The following is an 18,376-nucleotide window of genomic DNA, read 5'->3' as shown; positions in this document are numbered from 1 at the left end:
TTATGCTCCGGCCTTTTTCATTTAATCTAATCCTGTTTTAGGGGCATTTTCCTTAAAAGACATTCTAAACGTCTTCCCTGCCCTAGAATTATTGTTTGATCACTTTCTTCACTTCGCTAATACCATCTCCTTTAAGACGGATAAAGTAAAGGCCTGGGGTTACATCTTCTAAAGGTACCGTCTGGATAATCTCCTCTGAAGATTTGTTCAAGGTGAACTGTTTGATAATTCTGCCAGAAGCATCAATCACCTCAAGTTGCACCTCTCCGGTCAGTTCCTGGCCTACCCGTACTTGAACTCTGTCAGTGGTTGGGTTAGGGAACACGGTCCAGGCTTGGTTAAGAGCATTCTCATTCAACGGAGCCAAAGCACCATCTGAAATGGTAGATGCTTGAGTAAGAGCACCAGATCCGCCAATCTCAATCCAGTTGAAGTTCCATCCGGATTTCTTCACGTAGATCTGAATGGTTTGGGTTCCGGCAGCAAGGGCAACCTGAGTGGTGGTGGTTTTCCAGGTTTGCCAGCCACCAGTAGCTGCAACGTCTACGGTTTTCAACACTTTACCACTGCTGTTTCTGATTTCAAACTGCCCTGCAGCCGTACCAGCGGTTCTGAAGCTCATGTTGTAAGTTCCTGCGGTAGTCACGGTAACACTGTATTTCATCCAATCTCCGGCATCAATTCGCCCTACATCATATCCGCCGCCTGTATCTTTACAGCCTTCTACAAATACACCGCTCATGCTGGTGTATTTCTCGGCTTCAATTCTTTTAGCCGGAATTGTGATAGAGTTGATAGGATCTGAAGTGGTGGAACTAGTAACCGAGAAACTCTGGCTCACGGCGGTAGCAGGATTATACGTGGTGTTTCCGCTTTGAGAAGCTTGTACTGTTATGGTGCCAACTCCTGTTACAGTTAAAGTAGTACCGTTTAAGGTAGCAGGCCCGGATACTACCTTGAAGCTCACAGCTAAACCTGAAGTAGCGGTAGCAGTCAAGGCGAATGGAGCGACACCTAATACTTTAGAACCGATGGTTGGGAAAGTAATGGTTTGGCTTTTCAAGCCGGTTGATGTTCCGGAGATGCCTTTAAAGAAAGATGGGGTAGTATTCAGGGTTAAACCAGTGGAAGCTTGTTGGGTGCTTTTTCCGGTAGCATAGTAATCCCACTCAAAGCGATCCACTTTCGCCAGGTTCATGCCTGCCGGGAAAGAATAAGGCTGGGTATAGGTTTCTGTTTTGTCGTTCGGGTTTTTGGCCCAAAGCACGTATACGTACTCACCGTTCTTCACGAAAGCTGCTCCTTCAACAGCGGCCGGCATATTCAGGGAAGCGGTACGGCCGGCATCATAGTTGTATCCCTTCAGCATCATAGAAGTGGTTTTGAATCCTTTTCCAACTGGGGAAAGTTTCTCTGAACCGAAGGCATCTCTTGATAGGTTTTCGTAAAGGCCCATCAATTTATAATCACTGGTGATGGAAGTGCCTTCGGCGGGAGCATTCATGGCTTCGCCTACCCCATAGATCTGTATTTGTTTGATGCCGTTTTTCTGGGCAAGAACCAAGGCCTTGATCCCGAAGTTACGTTGCATCACATCTGAGCCATAACGCCAGTCAACAGTACGGCGGTTCAGGTTGGTCTCGGTTACAATGAAGTGCTTCTTAGGATAGGTTGTGCCGTTATAGCCGTGTTTTATCAAAACATCCTCCAACCATTTTTTATGGGTAATTACCTGGGCAGCCGCAAAGTCTGAGTTGTGCAGGTATTTGAAGCCTCCAATAGCATTGTCATATTTGCGAAGATTGTACGCAGGGTAAACGTGATAGCTCACCATGTCAAAATAAGCTCCGCCTTTGTTAGGGTACTGGCTTGACACGGCTCCGCCGTTAGGGTTATCGGTGTAACGCAGCATCGCGTCCAGGAACTCAGGGTAACCAATTCCGCCAGGAGTCACAAAATCATCTGGGTTGTATTTCTTAACTACCTCCCAGGTAATCCGAAGCATCCGTAGGTAATTAAAGAACGGGGCTCTGAAGTTTGACATCTCATTTGGCAAAGGCGCCCGAGTAAGCCAGTTAGCAAGCGGAGCAGAACCCAAGTCCGGCTCATTCACTACTTCCCAGTTCTTTACATACGGTCCGTAAGTCTGAACCAGTTTGTACACGTAGTTTGCGTAGTAGTTATTTGGGTTTACCGTACCGTCAGATTTCCAGATGGGCTCATACAGGTTTTTGAATGATTTGGAAGAGTTGGTACAACCCGGATAGGTTGTGAGGTCGCGGTGAGCTTCAGAAGGACCTTCCAGGAAAACGGTCACATCCTTCATGCCTAAATCTATGGCGTAGTACTTGAATTCATTCAGGCGGATGTTGTAGCCCCAGCGTTCTACAAAACTCTCGGGTAAGGTAGGGCGAACAGAATTTCCACCAGCTTTACTTACAATGGTAGCTAAGTTTTTGTCGTTCCAACCGTTGCCAAAAACACCCATGTTAGCGCCGTATCCGAACTCGGCATTATAGGGTTTCACGCTGACATTGGCATTGGGCTGCTGGGCAGAAACGTTAAAAGAGTTGAAAAAGAGGGTTGATGCGAGGATGGTGGAGTAAAAGCCTAATTTCATTTTTTCAAGTTAAAATTAATTAAGGGTTTAGGTGTAGGGGGCGGGATTGCATTGCTGCGATGGTTCAAAACTAAAGCAAATTATTTGGTTAAAAAACCAAAATTGACACAATACAAGTATATAGGTTATTGAATATAAGAATTTTAGGCTTAATCTAGTACTTATACTAACTGAATTGTTATATTATATACAAGTAATTTTATTAAAATAACCCAATAATTAAGTTGTTTAAAAAGTTTAGTACTTTTTAAACAACTTAATATCACAATCAAACATTTTTCGATTTTGTCTTCTAGAACTAAGCTTTACTGAAGCTTTTCAAGCTATATTGAACTTTGAAGGGATAGTAATCATGCAGCGTAACTAGTTTTTAAACAATTTTAAAAACTAGTTTTAGCACAAAACTAATAAGCCATCTTTAACTGTTATTACCAGAGTACTTAAGAACTGATTATCAGTAGATTAACTAAATGTAATTACATAGGTCACTTGACCTCCTAGAGATACTCCATCCAAAGCTTACCTAAGGGAGGGCGTAAGGTCGACCTTTTGCTTTAGTTTGGAGGAAAGGCATAAAATACCTTGCAGCAAAAAGACTATTTGTGGCTTTGACTTAGCGTTAATATTGTGGAAGATGGGAGACCCAGGTCAGGCAATTCTTATGTAATTCCTTGCATTGTAAAGGCCGCAAAGCATTTTAAAACGAAAGGAACCCAAACCCTTTATCAAGTGCACTAGAAGTAGACTCCGGCTTCTCTTGATCTATTCAGTCATTTTAGCTTTGGTTTTAGAAAACCGGCCCCAAAAGGAGTACTTTGATGTCAAACAGAATGCGTTATTATTATGGGCTAGAATCAGGAAGCTCTTGGATACGCTTAATTTATTTAAACTCTTCCCTTTTGGCTTCTGCAATCAGATTATTATAGGCACAAAAAAAAGCCCAGCATAGGCTGGGCTTTTCAAGAGGTATGAGCAGGAAAGCTTATCTTACTTTCTCAACAATTCCGGTGAAAGCTTCTGGATGGTTCAAAGCTAAGTCAGCCAAAACCTTACGGTTCAGGTTGATGTTGGCTTTTTTCAAACCGCCCATTAACTGGGAATAAGACAGACCGTTGATACGGGCTGCGGCATTGATACGCTGGATCCAAAGAGCACGGAAGTCTCTTTTCTTTGCTTTTCTATCGCGGTACGCATAAAGCAAACCTTTTTCAACCGCGTTTTTGGCTACTGTCCAAACGTTTTTTCTACGACCAAAGTAACCTTTGGCCATTTTCATGATTCTCTTTCTCTTGTGGCGGGCCGCCACGACATTGACCGATCTAGGCATTTCTACTTTTTTTTGGGGCTGGTGATCTCGGTTTAATTCTTAGTTACCAGTTCCCGATGAAACAATTGGAAAAATTGAATGTGATTAAGACGCAAGCATTCTTAACACATTGGCTTGATCAGCTTCGCTAACCAGTCCAGTGTGGGTCAGATTTCTCTTCTGCTTGGTGGTCTTTTTGGTCAGGATGTGGCTTTTAAAAGCATGTTTACGCTTTACTTTGCCAGTACCTGTCAGGGTGAATCGCTTCTTAGCCCCTGATTTGCTTTTCATCTTTGGCATTTGGGTGTATATAAAAGTGTACTGTTATTTTTTCACCTTTGGTCCAAGGAACAGAAACATCCGTTTCCCTTCCAGTTTTGGCAGCTGCTCTACTTTTGCTACGTCTTCCAGAGCCTGGGCAAATTTAAGCAAAAGTAACTCCCCGCGTTCTTTGAAGACAATTGTACGGCCAACAAAGTGCACATACGCCTTCACTTTTGCACCTTCCCCCAAAAATTGACGGGCATGCTTCAGCTTGAATTCGAAATCGTGGTCGTCTGTATTAGGGCCGAACCTGATTTCTTTCATCACCACTTTCGTGGTTTTCGCCTTCATTTCCCGCTGCTTCTTCTTTTGCTCGTATTTGAATTTTGAATAGTCAATGATACGGCAAACCGGCGGATCTGCTTTTGGAGAAATCTCCACCAAGTCCAGATTCTGTTCCGTTGCAAGACGGCGGGCTTGGTCTATGCTGTATACACCTGGCTCCACGTTCTCCCCCACTACCCGTACGTCACGGACGCCGGTGATGCGCTGATTGATACGATAAGGTTCTTCGACCTTGCCACGTGGCACGTAGCGTCTATTATTAGTAGAAATAGTTTTACCTCCTAAAGTTTAAGGTTTCACAATCAGGGTGCGAATATCGCCTTTTTCCCTATAAAATAAAAGTAATATTCAAAAATTTTAACTAAGCAGCTCTGCCAGTACCGCCCGGAAGTTGTCTACAAAGGCATCTACCCGCAGGGTTCCCATATCGCCTAAGCCGTGTTTACGAACCGAAACGATCTCGTTTTCCTGCTCCTTCTCGCCTACAATGATCATGTAAGGCACTTTGCTCACCTCGGCATCACGAATCTTACGACCAATTTTTTCATCACGGGTGTCAATGTACCCTCTGATGTCTTGCTCAGCTAATTGTTCGTTCACCTGGTGGGCGTACTCATGGTACTTCTCAGAGATAGGCAAAATGGCAACCTGATCTGGGCTGAGCCACAGCGGGAAATTACCACCACAGTGTTCAATCAAAACAGCCACAAAGCGCTCCAGAGAACCGAAAGGTGCCCGGTGAATCATTACCGGACGGTGCTTTTCATTATCGGCGCCAATGTACTCCAGGTCAAAACGCTCAGGTAGGTTGTAGTCTACCTGAATGGTTCCTAACTGCCATTTGCGGCCCAAAGCATCACGCACCATGAAATCCAGCTTAGGTCCGTAGAACGCAGCTTCACCTAGTTCGGTTACGGTTGGCAAGCCTTTCTCTGTAGCGGCCTCTATGATAGCGCGCTCGGCTTTCTCCCATAGTTCATCTGAACCGATGTATTTGGCTTTGTTTTCTGGGTCACGCAATGAGATCTGGGCAGTGTAGTTCTCAAAGCCAAGAGCCTTGAAGACGTACAACACCAGGTCAATCACTTTGGTGAACTCTTCTTTCACCTGATCTGGGCGGCAGAAGATGTGGGCATCGTCTTGAGTAAAGCCGCGTACGCGGGTAAGACCGTGCAACTCACCGCTTTGCTCATACCGATATACTGTACCGAACTCGGCCAGACGCACCGGCAACTCTTTATAAGAACGCGGACGGGTTTTGTAGATCTCGCAGTGGTGCGGGCAGTTCATGGGCTTCAGGAAGAACTCCTCGTTCTCATTAGGAGTCCTGATCGGCTGGAACGAGTCTGCACCGTATTTCTCATAGTGACCAGAAGTCACATACAATTCTTTTGAACCAATATGTGGGGTAACCACAGGCTGATAGCCCGCTTTCATTTGCGCTTTGCGCATGAATTGCTCTAAACGCTCCCGAAGCAGCGTTCCCTTGGGTAACCAAAGCGGTAAACCCATGCCTACTTTCTCAGAGAAAGCAAACAGTTCCATCTCCTTGCCCAACTTGCGGTGGTCACGGCGTTTGGCTTCCTCCAGGCGCTCCAGGTACTCAGTAAGCTCCTTTTGCTTAGGGAAAGTAATGGCGTACAGGCGGGTCAGTTGTTTGCTCTTCTCGTCACCGCGCCAATACGCACCGGCTACGTTCATCAGCTTAGCGGCCTTGATGAAGCCTGTATTAGGGATGTGCGGACCACGGCAAAGGTCGGTGAAGTTCCCTTGGGTGTAGAACGTGATGGAACCGTCTTCCAAGCCTTGTAACAGGTCAAGTTTATACGGGTCGTTTTTCTCAGTGAAGTAAGCGATGGCATCGGCTTTGCTCACCGGTTTGCGCACGTAGTCACTTTTCTGGCGGGCCAACTCCAGCATCTTCTGCTCAATGGCCGGAAAGTCTTCCTGTGATAGCGACTTGTCCTCACCCAGGTCAATGTCATAATAGAAGCCGTTCTCAATAGCCGGACCGATACCCAGTTTCACTCCCGGATAAAGGGCTTCCAGGGCTTCGGCCATTAAGTGCGCCGAAGAGTGCCAGTAGGTAGCCTTGCCTTCGTCATCGTTCCAGGTCAGCAACTGGATGTTGGCATCCTCGGTGATCGGACGCGTTAAATCCCACACCTGACCGTTCACTTTTACGGCCAATACGTTGCGGGCTAATCCTTCACTGATGGAGGCGGCAATCTCAATTCCGGTTACTCCCTCCTGGTATTCACGGACCGAACCGTCTGGTAAGGTAATGTTGATCATATATAAAGAGATATTCTTCGTTTTAGGCTTGTTTTCGGCAAAATAGCTAAAAAACAGATACGGCGCGCAAAGTATCCATCATTGGTCGTTGCGGCACCGGCCTGCTGAGACGTTGCAAAGCTACACGATACCGTGGGTTCTGCGGATTTTTTCTGATTAAAATTGCATAATGCGTTTTGGCGGCACCCTTTTGACCAGTCCATTCCAGGCAAGAAGCCAAAATCCAGCGGTTATGTTCGGTCATTTTCAGGCCAAGTTCCTGGGCTTTGAGCAACTGCGGCATGGCCGTGCTGTACTGCCTTTTCTTATACCAGGCCTCCCCTAATCCGGCGTATCCTTCAGCCGAATTAGGTTGTAAATTCAAGGCTTTCCCGAAGCAGGCAATAGCGGTGTCGGTTAAGTTACGGTTCAGGAAATACTGCCCCAGTTGCTGCCACCAAAAACCATCCTTGGGTTGTTTCCTGACTCCTACCTGTACAAATGGTATGGCGTTGTCATACAACTGCCGAGCCGTGTAGATGGCACTCAATTCTCTATAAGCCGGAAGGGAAACCGAATCACGCACCAAAGCCCGGTTCAGATTGAAAAGCGCACGAGCGGTGTCCCCGGTGCCCGCCTGGGCTTTGGCCAGCAACACATAGTACTTAGACTCGCCGGGGCTTAACCGAATGGCTTTGCTGCTGTGGGCCAGGGCCCGGTCATACAACTTCAGGCCTACGTAAGTCTCGGCCAGGATGGCCTCAGACTCGGGCGCATAAAAATTGAAAGCTTTGGCTTGCATCATCATTTTCATGGCCTCCTGGTACTGCTGCCCTCCTACCATAATCTTGGCTTTCCAGAAGTAGGCTTCGCCCAGAGAACGGTCAAGGGTTGTGGCGGTGGTTAGGTCCTTCAAAGCCGGTTGCACTTTGTCCTGCGCCAGGTAGAGTTTCGCCCGTTTCACGTACCACTCGGGTTGCGGGTTCCGCTGCTCCAGGGCTTTGCTCAACTCCTTTATCTGGGTGGGAATGGTGCTGTCTACCTTGCGGATGTTGAACATTCTTTCTTCCGATGTTTTCTGGGAACAGGCCGATAGAAAACCAATGCCTACCCATAGAAGCCAAAAGAAATTACGCATGCGGAAAAACAGGAACATGAAACATTGATGACAAAGCGAAGGTACCATTTTCAGTTCAGGTCTGCAGGGTTTATCGGCCGTTTTTAAGAAAACAGCCCCGAAACGCTATGGGTTCACCGAGACTGACATCCGGACACCCCACTGCGGCGAATCCAATTCCCGGTACGTCAGGCGATGCACTAAGTCTACCCGAAGCAGCTGGAAGATGTTCTTGAAACCCACGTTTACTTCCGCGTAAGGGTCCTTGCCCAAGCTCCGAAAATTCATGTTTCGGGTACCGTCGGCAAGTTCCTCGGTGGGTTTGTTTTTATCCGTGAGGCGGCCGTACAGAACGGCTCCGCCGGCAACCATGATCATTTTGGTTTTCTTCAGCAAAGGCAACCGGTTGGTAATGGAAAATGCCCCTTCAAAATGGTGGTCATACCGCAAGGATACATATTCATCGGTGGCAAAGGAAAAGAACGGCATTAGGTTATACCCGTGCAGGATAAAGAAAGGCGTCTCGTTCCCGATGGGCACTTGTAACAAGGGTAATGGAACTTTGGTAAAGGTCTTTCCTCCTTTTAAATAATATCTTCCGTACCCAAAAATACCGGCCCGCACCCGTTGTTCCATGGAAAGGGAAATCTCCTGGTAAGTAAGGTCTGAGTTCATGAGGCCACTCATTCCAGCAGAAACATCCAACCCAATGATGGGAGCCGTAGAATTGGCAATCGGAATTTTTTCGTAATGCCGGATGAGCACTTTCTTGGCCGAAGCATACCGCAAACTCAGGGTAACATCAGTGGTACTGAATCCTGCGTATTTAGAAACGTCTTTGGTGCTGCTCAAAGGCTTGGTGTCAAAGGCAGGCCGGAAGTTGGTGTGCCGGAACGTAACCCGCTGCCGAAACCCGGGGAGCCATTCACGTTCGGCCCACATCTGCATTCGTTCCTGCTGATACGGGAAGTTCATTTTGCCCCATCTGAAAGCAGAGAAAAACAAACTATTAAGTTGGGCATTGTTCAGGTCCATGGAGGCGGGCCCCACATCGTTCAGGTAACTTACGCCCCACTCGGTCCATTGTTGGCGGTTAGCGATGTACCGGATGTTGAACAGACTCTTAAATGACTCATCTTTGGTGCCATATCCCAAGTACCCATTCAGAATCCAGTTAGGATGAAATTCCTGCGTAGTTCGGCCGCCAAACTGAAAGCGGTGCCCTTCCACTTTGTTGAAAACGTAGGTCCCGAACACCGGTCCCCATTCAAACTTGTCGTTGAGCGGCATGTGGCCTTCCACCACTACCCTAATCAATTTTACGGCACTCTGGATTTCAGGAAGCTTGTTGATCTTGGCAATGGACTCCACCCTTTTCTGTTCTTCGGGGGAAAACGCCTGTGGTCGGATGGTCTGCCAATAGTCTTCTTTGTATTTCAAAGCCGAGTCGCTGATCTGGTGCGTGAGGTCAAAGAACTCTTCTGGCTTGGGTTCCCCCAATACCAGGTCAGTGTAGGTTGTGATGGTTTCCACGAACAGCCGAACGTCTGTACCAGGCAAGCCCGTGATCTGGAATTTACGTTTGCTGGACAAGGGCAACAACGAAGGGTTTTTCTCATCCCAGGCTTGCACAATCTGCAGGTTCCGGACGAAGTTCAGCGCCACGTCTTTGTTGAGTTTCAGTTCTACCCGTCGCAGGGAAAAGGATTTATCGGCAATCCACATGTAGCCCTCAAAAGTCAGGTCCTGTGAACGCTTGGGTAAGATTTTAAGGCGGTACACTTTGCCGCTTTCGGTTTCTACACTGTCCTCCAGATCATAATCATAATAATTGGACCACTGGTTGGCAATGGGGCTCACAAAGTCCTTGTCAAACATCCGCATCCAGTTCTGGTTCAGGGAAAAATGCTCCGCCTGCGCATTCAACAGCTGGGCTACCTGGCTTTCGCGCTCAATGCCAACGCCTACTACTTTACTGGCTTTCAGGACTTCTTTTGATTTGCGCGGATTTTTGCTGAAGAAGGTTTCCTTTACCGTTTCTGATTGGAAAATGGGAAGCGAAGCAGATTTAGAGAGAGCGTCACTCAGGGTGAGGCTGTCCAGGAAAGGCGCATATCGTTTAGAAAAGCCTTTCTTTTTGCTTGTGGCTTCCTGCTCCAAAATGCTGCCCTTCATCAAAGTGTACGTCCCGAACTGAATGGCATTCTGGTTTTCGGGGAGGTACAGGTGTTTGTTCTGGGCAGCCGCTCGCACGATTTTATAAGCCGGATTCTCTTTTGGTCGCACTACAATTTCCTGAAGGGCGTAGCTTTGCCGAACTAATTGAATGTTCCCGTTCTGGAGAAGATCTGAGGCTGTTTTTATTAGGGGCACAAACCCCAAAAGTGTAAAGGTGATGGTATCTGTGGGTGCATACTTCCGGATGATGTATACTCCAGCCTCGTCAGTGAAAACAGGAACCTTGGAGGTCTGCAAATGGACGGTGACGTAATCAAGTGGTTTCTGACTTTCAGAATCAATGACTTTCCCGGTCAATGGAACGGTTTGGGCATACGCTCCCCCAACCCCAATCAACAGGAAAAAAAAAGTCAGTACGTTTCTCACCGTTTGCATTATGTTCACTAATATAAAAAAAGGGACGATTTAATATTCAAAAACCTCTATTTTAATTTAATAAGGCACAGGAAATCTCGGTCAACTAAGGCAAAGTTGACCACAATGGCCAGTAAGGTTCTTCCAATAGACAATCTCCAGGCAAAAACCCCTACGCCCCTTGTGTTTTTTACTTATTTTCAGGAAAACGCCTCTAAAACACAGAAGCCCCATTAAGCAAAAAGGCACCCGTATGGGTGCCTTTTTGCTTAATGGGGCTTCTGTTAAATCTTTTTTATAACAGGTATGTCAGGAGGCTCTCACCTTCAATATCTCTTGCAAAAGCATTTTACATCTTCTGCTTAACTCCAGGTCCTCGGTGGTAACTAGTTTTTGATCAAGAGCCCTTTGCAAGGTAGTGACGCACTCGCTTTTTAGGTCGGCTTCACGTTGAACCCGTGCCAGGTCATAGTAATACAACAGGTTGGAAGGATCTAATTCAATGGCTTTTGTGAAAGCATGAATGGCTTCTTCATTGGTGGAAGAAGGCAAAGGAAGTTGGGTAAGCAAACGATTCGCCGACTTCTCGGTGAACGAAAGATTTGCCACTTTGAAGGACCATCTGCCCATCAGGTGCCAGGCTCCTGAATGCCGAGCATCAAGTGAAAGTGCCCGGTCTAAATACGTTTTGATTTGGTTTAACTGCACCATGCGCTCTTTGATGGTCACCAATTGGCACATGTTGCTCAAGGAAAGCGCCATGACATAGTTGGGCTCAGCGGAAAGGCTGTCTACCCACATAGACCTTTGCGCAAAGGTGTACGCTTTCTGAAAGTAAATGCTTTTGTTTGTGTCGTCCAGGAAACGGGTGCCTATGCGGCCGCAGACGATACTAGCTTTGTTTAAAGCCTCCTGCTGCTCAGGATGTTCTGAAAGCAGCAGTTCATATTTTTCCAAGGCTTCGGTGTCCTTGTATTCAAGAAATAATTGATTGGCCTCCCAAAGTAGTTTTTCCGAACCTAAACCGCCGCACATGGCCGTCAGGTTCGGAAAAACCATTAAGGTGATCAATACTAGTACGAGTCTAAATGTTCTGCGCATACTCCCCGGTTATCTGTCTAGTCCAACGTACGGGTAATCTACTAAAAGATTTTAAAAAGACCTAAAATAGATTTAATTGTTTCTTAGGCTTTTGTGCTGGTTTTAAGCCTTCCCCGTTTTGTTCTGTTTCTACGGCTAAATCGAGGACAGGTTTTATATTGTCTATTTCTAACACAACCTCTTCACCCGTTGAAAATGAAGCACTTACATCTTGTACTAACAAAGGCTCTACCTTTACAGTTTTTATGACTTTTGTGCTACTTTTCACCTTCGTAAGCTCTACTTCTTCTTCTTTTTGGATGGTTACTCCAAAGATTTTAAAGTAGTTAAGTTTATTGCCCATAGCCCTCCAACCCTTCACGTCAATGAAGTCGCTCAGGAGTAAGTTCTCTGTTTCTTTGTCAGATTTCTTATCTCGTTGAAACTTGATTTCTGCTTTGGGCTCAGGATGAACCGATGCGGCCAACAGTTTAGATCCCTTAGATTCACTGATGAAGATAAAGCGTTTGCCAATGGTACTGGTCTCCACCACAAACCGTTTCACGTAGGTTACCTTGGTCTCTCCCTCGGTGTACACAGCTGAAACTACCAGTTCCGGAGAGAACTTATGGATCAACTCAATGTTGGGCACATCATAGTGGTTGGAAACATCAAACGAAGTCAGCTCATAGGAACCGTCTTTGTAGATGACCAGGATAGAGTCATCGGTGTTGAAGGATCCCAGGTAACGACCGCGATTCTCGGTGTTCAATCGCCCGATCACCTCATCATAGTAGATTTCGCGTCCACCGCGGGTAGACTCACCCAAGGCTTTCTGCACTACTTTCTTGATGGGGTGCTTGGTCACGATGTTCCCTTGCGAGCCTTTGCCTTTTATGAGCAATTCTGCAAAATCAAAGTCAAACAGCTTCACGCGGGCGGTACTGGCGGGTTGCAACGTGATGCTCACTACCTCAGATTCTGAGTTAGGGTTAGCCGTCAGGTAGACAACTTTGGAGTTCTTCTCGCCTTTGGTGAGGTCATATTCTTTATCTCGGGTAATGGAGGTCACCGCAAAACGCTTCGCGAACGAGATGCCGGTTTTACCATCCACGTAGATCATGTTGTAGACCATGTGCTCATCGTTCTTGTTGTAGACGCCCACATGGATGATGTCTTTGCCCATGAAGATCTTGTCACTGATCTTGGACACCATGAACTTGCCGTCTTTCCGGATGGCAATGATATCATCCATGTCAGAGCAGTCGCACACGAACTCATCTTTTTTGAGTCCATAGCCAACAAAACCATCTTTGCGGTTCACGTACAGCTTCTGATTCGCCACCGCCACTTTCTGGGCTGATACTACATCAAAGGTTCTGATCTGGGTTTTACGCTCCTTGTTTTTGCCGTATTTTGCTAAAAGACCCTCAAAATAGCTGATGGCGTAGCGCACCAGGTTGGCAAGGTTATCCGCCACCTCAGCCATTTCATCCTCCAGCTTTTTAATGTATTCATCGGCTTTGAAGGAGTCGAACTTGGAGATACGCTTGATCTTAATTTCTGTCAAACGGATGATATCGTCTTGCGTCACCTCGCGGCGCAGCAAGGGCTTGTGCGGCTCCAAGCCTTTGTCAATGGCTTCCAGCACGGCTTCCCAAGTCTCGCACTCTTCAATGTCACGGTAGATGCGGTTTTCAATGAAGATCTTCTCCAGGGAGGAGTTGTGCCATCTGTCTTCCAGTTCGCCCAGCTTAATCTCCAACTCGCGCTCCAGTAAGCGAACGGTTTTGCCGGTAGACATCCGCAACAACTCATCCACGTTCAGGAAACGGGGCTTGTCCTCGATGATCACACAGGTGTTGGGCGAAATGGAGATCTCGCAATCAGTGAAGGCGTACAGCGCGTCAATGGTCAGGTCAGGCGAAATACCTGGCGGGATGTGCACCTGAATCTCTACCTCGGCAGCGGTGTTGTCTACTACTTTCTTGATCTTGATCTTATTGTTCTCGCTGGCTTTCACGATGGAGTCCATCAGCGCCGTGGTAGTGGTCCCGTAAGGCACATCCCGGATGATGAGCAGCGATTTGTCTACTTTCTCAATAGTAGCCCTTAAACGGATTTTGCCGCCTCTGCCCCCACCGTTGTAGTTGGTAAAGTCAGCCAGACCGCCCGTCGGGAAGTCAGGAAGCAAAGTAGTCTTTCGGCCTTTGAGCACGTCAATAGAACCCTTGATCAGCTCCCGAAAGTTGTGGGGCATGATCTTGGTGGACAAGCCTACGGCAATCCCTTCTACGCCTTGCGCCAGCAGTAGCGGGAATTTCACCGGTAAGGTGACCGGCTCGTTTTTACGGCCGTCATAACTCAGCTGCCACTCAGTCGTCTGAGCATTGAAGACTACGTCCAGGGCAAATTTGGTGAGGCGCGCCTCAATGTAACGAGGAGCCGCCGCACTATCGCCAGTGCGTACATCGCCCCAGTTTCCCTGGGTTTCAATGAGCAGGTCTTTCTGGCCCAGGTTCACGATGGCGTCGCCAATGGAAGCGTCACCGTGCGGGTGGTACTGCATGGTCTGCCCGATCACATTTGCCACCTTGTTGAAACGGCCATCGTCCATTTCTTTCATGGCGTGCATGATGCGGCGCTGCACTGGTTTGAAACCGTCTTCCAAGGCAGGAACGGCCCGCTCCAGAATTACATAGGAGGCGTAATCTAGAAACCAGTTCTCGTATAGTCCGGAAACAGAGCTTATCTCATGGATGGTCTCCTCTCCTTCAAGTTGCGCGTCCAGTTCCAGGCTATTTTCGTTCTCGTTTTCCAATTCTTCGTTAAGCATAAACCTCCTCTACTATATCTTTCTCTATTTTGAGATTCTCAATGATAAACTGCTGGCGCTCCGGCGTGTTCTTACCCATGAAGTAAGACAAAACCTTCTGAATGTTCTGCTCGGTCTTGCCCATGATCACGGGCTCCAGGCGGATGTTCTCGCCAATGAACTTTCCGAATTCCTCCGGTGAGATCTCACCCAATCCTTTAAACCGGGTGATCTCGGGGTTCTTGCCCAACTTGCGCATGGCGTTCTGCTTCTCCTGCTCGTTGTAGCAATAGATGGTCTCTTTCTTATTCCGCACGCGGAACAAAGGAGTCTCTAAAATGTATAAGTGACCGTTTTTGACCAGATCCGGGAAAAACTGAAGGAAAAACGTCATGAGCAGCAAGCGAATGTGCATGCCGTCCACGTCTGCATCAGTAGCGACAACTACGCGGTTGTAGCGCAAGCCTTCCAGGCCTTCCTCAATGTTTAAGGCGTGCTGTAGCAGGTTGAACTCTTCGTTTTCGTAGACGATCTTCTTCTTCAGTCCAAAGCAGTTCAAAGGCTTTCCTCTCAAGGAGAATACCGCCTCTAGCTCTACGTTTCTGGACTTAGTAATAGAACCAGATGCCGAGTCACCCTCGGTGATAAACAAAGTAGTCAAAGCCTCTTTCTCCAGCTCTTTGCTTTCCCCGAAGTGGAAGCGGCAGTCACGCAGTTTCTTGTTGTGCAGGTTTGCTTTCTTCGCGCGTTGGTTCGCCAATTTCTTGATACCGGCCATATCCTTGCGCTCGCGCTCACTTTGCTCAATTCGCTTGCGCAGGGCATCGGCTACCGCGGGGTTCTTGTGCAGGTAGTTGTCCAGGTGCTCCTTCACAAAATCATTCACGAAGTTCCGCACGGTTGGGCCTTCGTGCGCCACGTTGATAGAACCTAGTTTGGTTTTGGTCTGACTTTCGAAAACCGGCTCCTGAACGCGAATAGCAACAGCCCCTACAATAGAGCCTCTAATATCAGTGGCATCGTAGTCTTTCTTATAGAATTCGCGCACGGTTTTCACCACGGCTTCTCTAAAGGCCGCTAAGTGCGTACCGCCTTGGGTGGTGTATTGTCCGTTAACGAAGGAATAATATTCCTCACCGTAATCGTTGCCGTGGGTCAAGGCCAGTTCAATATCATCCCCTTTCAGGTGGATGATCGGGTATCGCATGGTTTCCTCGGCAATCTTGCGGCTTAACAGGTCTTTCAGGCCATTCTCAGACAAATACTTCTGTCCATTGAAATGGATCGTAAGACCGGCGTTCAGGTACACATAATTCCAGATCTGGTTTTCCAGGAACTCCGGAATGAAGTGGTAGTTTTTGAAAATGGTATCATCTGGTACAAAGACCGTAGTGGTACCGTTGCGCTGGTTAGAGTCCTGTAGCGGCTCATCGTTCACCAGTTCGCCGCGCTCAAACTCGGCCACTTTGGTTTTGCCGTCCCGCACCGACTGTATTCTAAAGCTGGAGGACAACGCGTTCACCGCCTTGGTACCCACCCCGTTCAGACCCACCGATTTCTGGAAGGCGCGGCTGTCATACTTTCCGCCGGTGTTGATCTTGCTCACGCAGTCAATCACTTTTCCCAGCGGAATCCCGCGACCGTAGTCACGCACCACTACTTTGTGATCAGAAATTTTAACTTCAATCGTGCGACCATGCCCCATCATGTGCTCATCGATGGAGTTGTCAATCACCTCTTTTACAAGAATGTATATCCCATCATCGGGAGAGGAGCCGTCGCCCAGCTTGCCAATGTACATACCCGGACGCAGCCGGATGTGTTCACGCCAGTCAAGGGAACGTATACTATCCTCGTTGTAGGTAACATCAGTTTGCTCAGCCATACAAGACTTTTGGGTTTAGTAGAATTAGGTAAAATAAAAGAAAATTTGCGTGTACTTTGGCATCCTAAGCCCGAAACAGCGATTTTAATACCCAAAAAGGGCCAAAAACAGGTAAAAATGCTAAGAATCTTTCTCGGCAAAAAAACCTGTTTTCTTTTTCTATGTAACCAAATATAGGGCTTGGCAGTTCATTCAAGAGGCGATCTTTTGCTTAAATTTTTAGCCAAAAGTCTAAATATTTGCTTTTCAATTCCTTGTGTTGCTATCATTTTTAGCATTCATATTATTTTTTTCTTTAGACTTAGTTTCAAAAATTCACCATGGAAATAAAATTACCTTCTTACTTTAAGTACACTGTCATTCTGCTGGGGCTCTATCTGCTGCTCCATTTTCTTCAGACTTTCAGCCCGGTACTCATCCCCATCTGTTTTGCCTCGTTGTTTGCCTTGTTGCTTCTGCCCATGACCCGGGGCATGGAGAGGAAACTTCCCCGAGCGGTCTCCATTGTTATATCCTTGATTGTAGTTATCCTGGTGCTGAGCTTAATCATTTGGTTTTTGTCTCATCAGATAAGCAACTTTTCTTCTGAGCTAACTGAGATCAACGCCAAATTCTCTATGTTGCTTTCCAAGTTTCAGGCTTTCCTGTTTGACCGGTTCGGCATTAAACCCACGAACAAAAGCGAGTTCCTGCAAAAGGCTTTGGGTAACGTAACCCAAACAGGCACTGCCTTCTTAGGAAGCACCATTTCCCTCACTACCGGCGCTCTCACCGTTTTGTCGCTGATTCCCATCTATGTGTTCTGTATGTTGTACTACCGCGATCACTTGCGTCAGTTCATGTTTCAGTTCATCACCCGCGACCGTCGCGAACCCCTGATGGAAACCGTAGACAACATTCAGCGGGTGGTACAGGGCTATCTTTCTGGCTTGCTGATTGTGATTTTGGTAGTGTCTATCCTGAACTCTGTGGGTTTGATGATTGTGGGCGTGGAGTATGCCATCTTCTTTGGGGTGATGGCCGCCATTCTGACCGTTATTCCTTATATAGGTATTCTCATCGGGGCTTTGTTTCCTGCCTTGTTCGTATTTATAAACACCGGTTCTGCCGCCCAGATGCTGATTGTGATCGGGATCTTTGCCTTTGTGCAGTTCCTGGAAGGCAATTTTATCACGCCTTTCGTGGTGGGATCTAAGGTGAGCATCAACCCGTTCGCCGCTATTCTGGCGTTGATTATTGGCGGCGAAATCTGGGGTGCCCCGGGCATGATTCTTTCCATTCCTATCATCGCTATTCTTAAAGTCATTTTCGATGCTTATGAACCCTTACAGCCTTTCGGCTACCTGCTCAATGACATCAACCAGGGACCTAAGGAAAACGAGTTGATCAAGAAACTAAGAAACAGGCGAAGTAAATAAGTGGCTCCCTACTAGTTCATGGCTTGGTAAATGGTGATATACAAATATGAAACTTATCTATATAGGTGAAGTATAATTAAAAGAATCTGAGGCTTTTAAACATTTATACCCCTCATTGGTTAGATATTTTAAAGAACCCTTCACCTAAAATTATAAGACTATGGACAATGTAAATAGCAATGTTATTAAAGCACTGAATGATTTAGTTGAAACTGCCCGCGATGGCCAGAAAGGATATGAAACTGCAGCCGAAGCGGTACAGGACCCAAGACTTAAAACAGAATTCCACCGATTTGCCCAGCAACGCTCCACTTTCCTGACCGAGTTAGAAAACACCGCTCGTCAATTAGGAGGTAGTACCCAGGATACCACCACCGTGGAAGGAGTTGCCTTACAGGCTGCCGGAGCCGTACACCGGGGCTGGATTAACCTCAAATCGGCTATTGGGGCCAATGACAGCAAAGCCATCCTGAGCGAATGCGAGAACGGCGATGAAGCGGCCCTGAAAGCCTATGACAATGCGTTGCAGGAAAAGAGTCTGCCGGTAGAAACCCTAACCATCATCCAACGCCAAAAGCAGGAAATACAAGCCGCCAAACAAACCATCACTTCCCTTAAACAAGGGTTGTAGTTGAGTCTGGTAACGGCACAAAAAAGGCA

Annotated in this window: 12 protein-coding genes; 2 read left to right on the top strand and 10 right to left on the bottom strand. The window is 47.1% G+C overall.

Annotation, left to right across the window (positions count from 1 at the left end; translation table 11 throughout):
• Nucleotides 1–88: 88 nt before the first annotated feature.
• From EFB08_RS12020 to EFB08_RS11975, 10 genes are all read right to left on the bottom strand, one after another.
• A complete protein-coding gene (locus EFB08_RS12020; RefSeq protein WP_123127213.1) occupies nt 89–2,620 on the bottom strand; it encodes a carbohydrate-binding protein in 2,532 nt (843 codons plus the stop codon).
• 982 nt (nt 2,621–3,602) lie between these two features.
• Nucleotides 3,603–3,947 carry a 50S ribosomal protein L20 gene (rplT, locus tag EFB08_RS12015; protein WP_123127212.1) on the bottom strand — a complete coding sequence of 115 codons (345 nt, stop codon included), beginning with the start codon at nt 3,945–3,947 and terminating at the stop codon, nt 3,603–3,605.
• 84 nt (nt 3,948–4,031) lie between these two features.
• Nucleotides 4,032–4,226, bottom strand: a complete 195-nt coding sequence (rpmI, locus tag EFB08_RS12010; RefSeq protein WP_062545238.1) for a 50S ribosomal protein L35 — start codon at nt 4,224–4,226, stop codon at nt 4,032–4,034.
• 24 nt (nt 4,227–4,250) lie between these two features.
• A complete protein-coding gene (gene infC, locus EFB08_RS12005) occupies nt 4,251–4,781 on the bottom strand; it encodes a translation initiation factor IF-3 (protein ID WP_223808873.1) in 531 nt (176 codons plus the stop codon).
• A 111-nt stretch (nt 4,782–4,892) separates the two neighbouring features.
• Complete coding sequence (gene thrS, locus EFB08_RS12000) at nt 4,893–6,830, bottom strand: threonine--tRNA ligase (RefSeq protein ID WP_123127211.1); 1,938 nt, start codon at nt 6,828–6,830, stop codon at nt 4,893–4,895.
• 46 nt (nt 6,831–6,876) lie between these two features.
• Nucleotides 6,877–7,947, bottom strand: coding sequence for a tetratricopeptide repeat protein (locus EFB08_RS11995; RefSeq protein ID WP_165864875.1), 1,071 nt, complete (start codon nt 7,945–7,947; stop codon nt 6,877–6,879).
• 105 nt (nt 7,948–8,052) lie between these two features.
• On the bottom strand, nt 8,053–10,539 hold the full coding sequence (locus EFB08_RS11990) for a DUF5686 family protein (RefSeq protein ID WP_123127209.1): 2,487 nt from the start codon (nt 10,537–10,539) through the stop codon (nt 8,053–8,055).
• Nucleotides 10,540–10,827: 288 nt separating this feature from the next.
• Nucleotides 10,828–11,619 carry a tetratricopeptide repeat protein gene (locus tag EFB08_RS11985; protein ID WP_125077724.1) on the bottom strand — a complete coding sequence of 264 codons (792 nt, stop codon included), beginning with the start codon at nt 11,617–11,619 and terminating at the stop codon, nt 10,828–10,830.
• A gap of 61 nt (nt 11,620–11,680) precedes the next feature.
• Nucleotides 11,681–14,434: a DNA gyrase/topoisomerase IV subunit A gene (locus EFB08_RS11980; RefSeq protein ID WP_123127207.1), complete on the bottom strand. Its 2,754-nt coding sequence runs from the start codon at nt 14,432–14,434 to the stop codon at nt 11,681–11,683.
• A complete protein-coding gene (locus tag EFB08_RS11975; RefSeq protein ID WP_123127206.1) occupies nt 14,427–16,298 on the bottom strand; it encodes a DNA topoisomerase IV subunit B in 1,872 nt (623 codons plus the stop codon). The genes EFB08_RS11980 and EFB08_RS11975 overlap by 8 nt, the downstream gene beginning before the upstream one ends.
• A gap of 320 nt (nt 16,299–16,618) precedes the next feature.
• Here EFB08_RS11975 and EFB08_RS11970 point away from each other — a divergent pair, with 320 nt between their 5' ends.
• Together EFB08_RS11970 and EFB08_RS11965 are read left to right on the top strand one after the other, a co-directional pair.
• Complete coding sequence (locus EFB08_RS11970) at nt 16,619–17,716, top strand: AI-2E family transporter (protein WP_123127205.1); 1,098 nt, start codon at nt 16,619–16,621, stop codon at nt 17,714–17,716.
• Nucleotides 17,717–17,876: 160 nt separating this feature from the next.
• Nucleotides 17,877–18,347 carry a PA2169 family four-helix-bundle protein gene (locus tag EFB08_RS11965; protein WP_123127204.1) on the top strand — a complete coding sequence of 157 codons (471 nt, stop codon included), beginning with the start codon at nt 17,877–17,879 and terminating at the stop codon, nt 18,345–18,347.
• The last annotated feature ends 29 nt before the right edge of the window (nt 18,348–18,376 follow it).

The sequence above is a fragment of the Rufibacter latericius genome, from assembly GCF_003721515.1.
In the GTDB taxonomy this organism is placed as follows: domain Bacteria; phylum Bacteroidota; class Bacteroidia; order Cytophagales; family Hymenobacteraceae; genus Nibribacter; species Nibribacter latericius.
Note: the sequence above shows the minus strand (reverse complement) of the source record. Positions and strands in the feature narration are given on the sequence as shown.